The sequence below is a fragment of the Allobosea sp. TND4EK4 genome (assembly GCF_900156025.1).
GTDB lineage: Bacteria > Pseudomonadota > Alphaproteobacteria > Rhizobiales > Beijerinckiaceae > Allobosea.
Genome location: NZ_FTMO01000045.1, coordinates 1 through 3,317, shown reverse-complemented (window position 1 = coordinate 3,317; position 3,317 = coordinate 1). Strand labels below are relative to the sequence as shown.

Annotated in this window: 3 protein-coding genes and 2 pseudogenes; 3 read left to right on the top strand and 2 right to left on the bottom strand. The window is 67.4% G+C overall.

Translation table 11 applies throughout. The features are described from left to right. From BW981_RS23560 to BW981_RS22085, 3 genes and pseudogenes are all read left to right on the top strand, one after another. Window positions 1–221, top strand: a pseudogene (locus tag BW981_RS23560) (hypothetical protein); the annotation flags it as partial. Continuing rightward, complete coding sequence (gene tnpB, locus BW981_RS22090) at window positions 218–565, top strand: IS66 family insertion sequence element accessory protein TnpB (RefSeq protein ID WP_076443138.1); 348 nt, start codon at window positions 218–220, stop codon at window positions 563–565. The pseudogene BW981_RS23560 and the gene tnpB, both read left to right, overlap by 4 nt. A gap of 112 nt (window positions 566–677) precedes the next feature. Further along, window positions 678–2,309 (top strand): IS66 family transposase, encoded by a 1,632-nt coding sequence (locus BW981_RS22085; protein WP_076443136.1) that lies wholly within the window; start codon window positions 678–680, stop codon window positions 2,307–2,309. A 14-nt stretch (window positions 2,310–2,323) separates the two neighbouring features. Here the strand turns inward: BW981_RS22085 and BW981_RS22080 are convergent. Together BW981_RS22080 and istB are read right to left on the bottom strand one after the other, a co-directional pair. Beyond that, window positions 2,324–2,605: pseudogene (locus tag BW981_RS22080) on the bottom strand (transposase domain-containing protein); the annotation flags it as partial. A 130-nt stretch (window positions 2,606–2,735) separates the two neighbouring features. After that, on the bottom strand, window positions 2,736–3,317 hold a 582-nt coding region (gene istB / locus BW981_RS22075; protein WP_076443134.1), incomplete at its 5' end, for an IS21-like element helper ATPase IstB.

Here is a 3,317-nt window from a genome sequence, read left to right as displayed (position 1 = left end):
GACCCGTGCCCCTGCGGCTCCGGCAAGAAACACAAAAAATGCTGCGGTCTCAACTGAGAGCGCTAAAGCTCACAGGGCCGAGACCGGACGGTTACGTCTCAGCGCTGACGCCGGGGCGGATCGAGATCGTCCTGCGGTCGGGTCGGAGGATGATCGTCGAGGGCGCCGCCGATATGGACGCCGTCCTGAAGCTCGCGAGAGGCCTCGAGGCGCTCAGGTGATCCCGGTCCCGGTCGGCGTGAAGGTGTGGCTCGCGACTGGCCACACCGATATGAGGAAGGGGTTCGCCTCGCTGGCGCTGGTGGCCCAGGAGGTCTTGAAGCGCGATCCGCTCGGGGGACACATCTTCTGCTTCCGCGGGCGTCGCGGTGATCTTTTGAAGGTGATCTGGCACGACGGGCAGGCAGCGAGCCTCTATGTACGCCGACTGGAGAAGGGCCGCTTTCTGTGGCCGTCGCCGGCCGACGGCGTCGTCGCGATCACGCCGGCGCAGATGGGCTATCTCCTGTCCGGCATCGACTGGCGCAACCCTGTCGAGACATGGCGTCCGACGTCGGTCGGATAACGCCTTTTTGCTTGCGTTCGCAGGGGGATGTGATTCCATCCTGGATGTGAACGCCGCCCTTCCATCCCCGTCCTCGCCTCCGCTGCCAGCCGATCTGGCGGCGGCGCATGCGATGATCTTGGCGGAGCGCCAGGCCCGCATCGAGGCAGAAGCGGCGGCGGCGCTTGCCAGGGATACAGCCTCCCGTCTTGACGCCGAGGCGCTGCAGCTCAAGGCCGCCGCATCGTCCACCGAGGCGATGATCGCCCATCTCAAGCTGCAGATCGAGAGGCTGCGCCGCGAGCTTTATGGCCAGCGCTCGGAGCGCACGGCCCGGCTCATTGACCAGATGGAGCTTCAGCTCGAAGAGCTGGAGGCAAAGGCCACGGAGGACGAGATCGCCGCGGAGGCGGCATCACGCCAGGCGGCGTCGCCCATGCTGGCGCAGCGTCGCCTCCCCGTGCGCAAACCCTTCCCCGAGCACCTGCCGCGCGAGAGGGTGCTGGTGGCCGCGCCGACGTCCTGCCCGTGTTGCGGCTCGATGAAGCTGGCGAAGCTTGGGGAGGACGTGACAGAGACGCTGGAGGTCGTGCCACGCAGCTGGAAGGTGATCCAGACGGTGCGGGAGAAGTTCACCTGCCGGGCATGCGAGGCGATCACGCAGCCGCCCGCACCCTTCCACGTCACGCCGCGCGGCTTTATGGGGCCGAACCTGCTCGCCACCATCCTGTTCGAGAAGTTCGGTCAGCATCAACCGCTCAACCGCCAGAGCGAACGCTACGCCCGGGAAGGCATCGACCTCGCTGTCTCGACCCTGGCCGACCAGGTCGGCGCGGCCACGGTGGCGCTGAAGCCGCTGCATGAGTTGATCGCCCGGCATGTCATGGCGGCGCAGCGCCTGCACGCCGACGACACCACGGTGCCGATCCTGGCCAAGGGCAAGACCGACACCGGCCGGATCTGGACCTATGTGCGCGACGACCGCCCCTTCGGCGGCGCCGATCCGCCGGCAGCGCTCTACTTCGCCTCGCGCGACCGGCGGCAAGAGCATCCGGACGCGCACCTCGCGGCTTGGAGCGGCATCCTACAGGCCGACGCGTATGGCGGTTACAACGGGCTATACGATCCCGCGCGTCCGGGCGGGCCGGTCACGTCGGCGCTCTGTTGGTCGCATGCCCGCCGCGGCTTCTTCGAACTCGCCGACATCGCCGCCTCGGCACGGCGCGGCCCATCCACTGCGCCCGTCTCGCCGATTGCGCTGGAAGCAGTGACGCGTATCGACGCTCTGTTCGACATCGAGCGCGCGATAAACGGCTTGAGCCCCGAGGACCGCCAGCGCGTCCGGCAGGAGCAGTCCAGGCCGCTCGTCGACGACCTGCACGCGTGGCTGCAGAGTAAGCGCCCCACGCTGTCGCGTTCGTCGTCGGTCGCCAAGCCGATCGACTACATGCTCAAGCGCTGGAGCCGCTTCGCCGGCTTCCTCGACGACGGTCGCATCTGCCTGACGAACAATGCTGCGGAGCGCAGCCTGCGCGGCTTTGCACTCGGCCGGAAAGCCTGGCTCTTCGCCGGGTCCGACCGCGGCGCCGATCGTGCCGCCATCATGGCGACGCTCATCACCACTGCGAAACTGAACGACGTCGACCCGCAGGCCTGGCTCGCCGACGTGCTCGCCCGCATCGCGGCGACGCAACAGAGCCAGCTCTCCGAACTGCTGCCCTGGCACTGGCGCCGCACCACGGTCGAACACCGCAGCGCAGCTTAATCAGACGGCCGTCGTTACCAGACGCGTTCGCCGTCAGCCCGTGGCCCTCGCCGGAGGCTTACCATGAGCTGGTCGATCTGAGAGATGGGCCAGCGATTGGCGATGCGTTCGAGGGCCTGGGTGAGCCAGGCGAGCGGATCGACGTCGTTCATGCGACAGGTCTGGAGCAGGGCCGCGATGGTTGCCCAAGTCCGTCCGCCGCCGTCACTGCCGGCGAAGATCGCGTTCTTTCTGACAATGGTCTGGGGCCTGATGGCGCGCTCGACGATGTTGGAGTCGATTTCGATGCGGCCGTCGTCGAGGTGTCAACGGCGGTCGGATTCCAGGCCATCGTGGCGGAGTAAAAGCAGGCCACTGGCGTTGGGGAGCGGCGGATATGGCGAGGGCCCCGATCGGGGCCCTCGCCATATCCGCTGTCGGGATTGATCAGGGGATGATTTCGCCGGTTTCTGGATCGGCGTTGTCTGGGGTGGCCTGGTTTTGCTCCGCCGCGGCGGTGGCGCGCCGGCGGCCAGCGGATTGCCTGAGGCGGTAGCTGTCGCCGTTCATGGCCAGGATGCTGACGTGGTGGGTGAGCCGGTCAAGCAGCGCGCCAGTCAGCCGCTCCGATCCCAGGACAGACGTCCAGTCCTCGAAGGGCAGGTTCGAGGTGACGATGGTCGAACCGCGCTCGTAGCGCTGCGAGAAGACCTCGAACAGGAGCTCGGCGCCGGTCGGCGACAGAGGCACATAGCCGAGCTCGTCGACGATCAGCAGCTTGACCGCCTGCAACTCGCGCTGGAGCCTGAGCAGGCGCTTCTCGTCGCGGGCTTCGAGGAGCTGGTTGACCAGCGAAGCCGCCGTCGTGAAGGCGACAGAGAAGCCCTTCTGGCAAGCGGCCAGCCCGAGCGCGAGGGCGACATGGGTCTTGCCGGTGCCGCTGTTGCCGAGCGCGATGATGTTCTCCCGGCGCAGGATGTAGCCGCAGCGCGCCAGCTCCAGCACGAGCATCTTGTTGAGGCTCGGGAT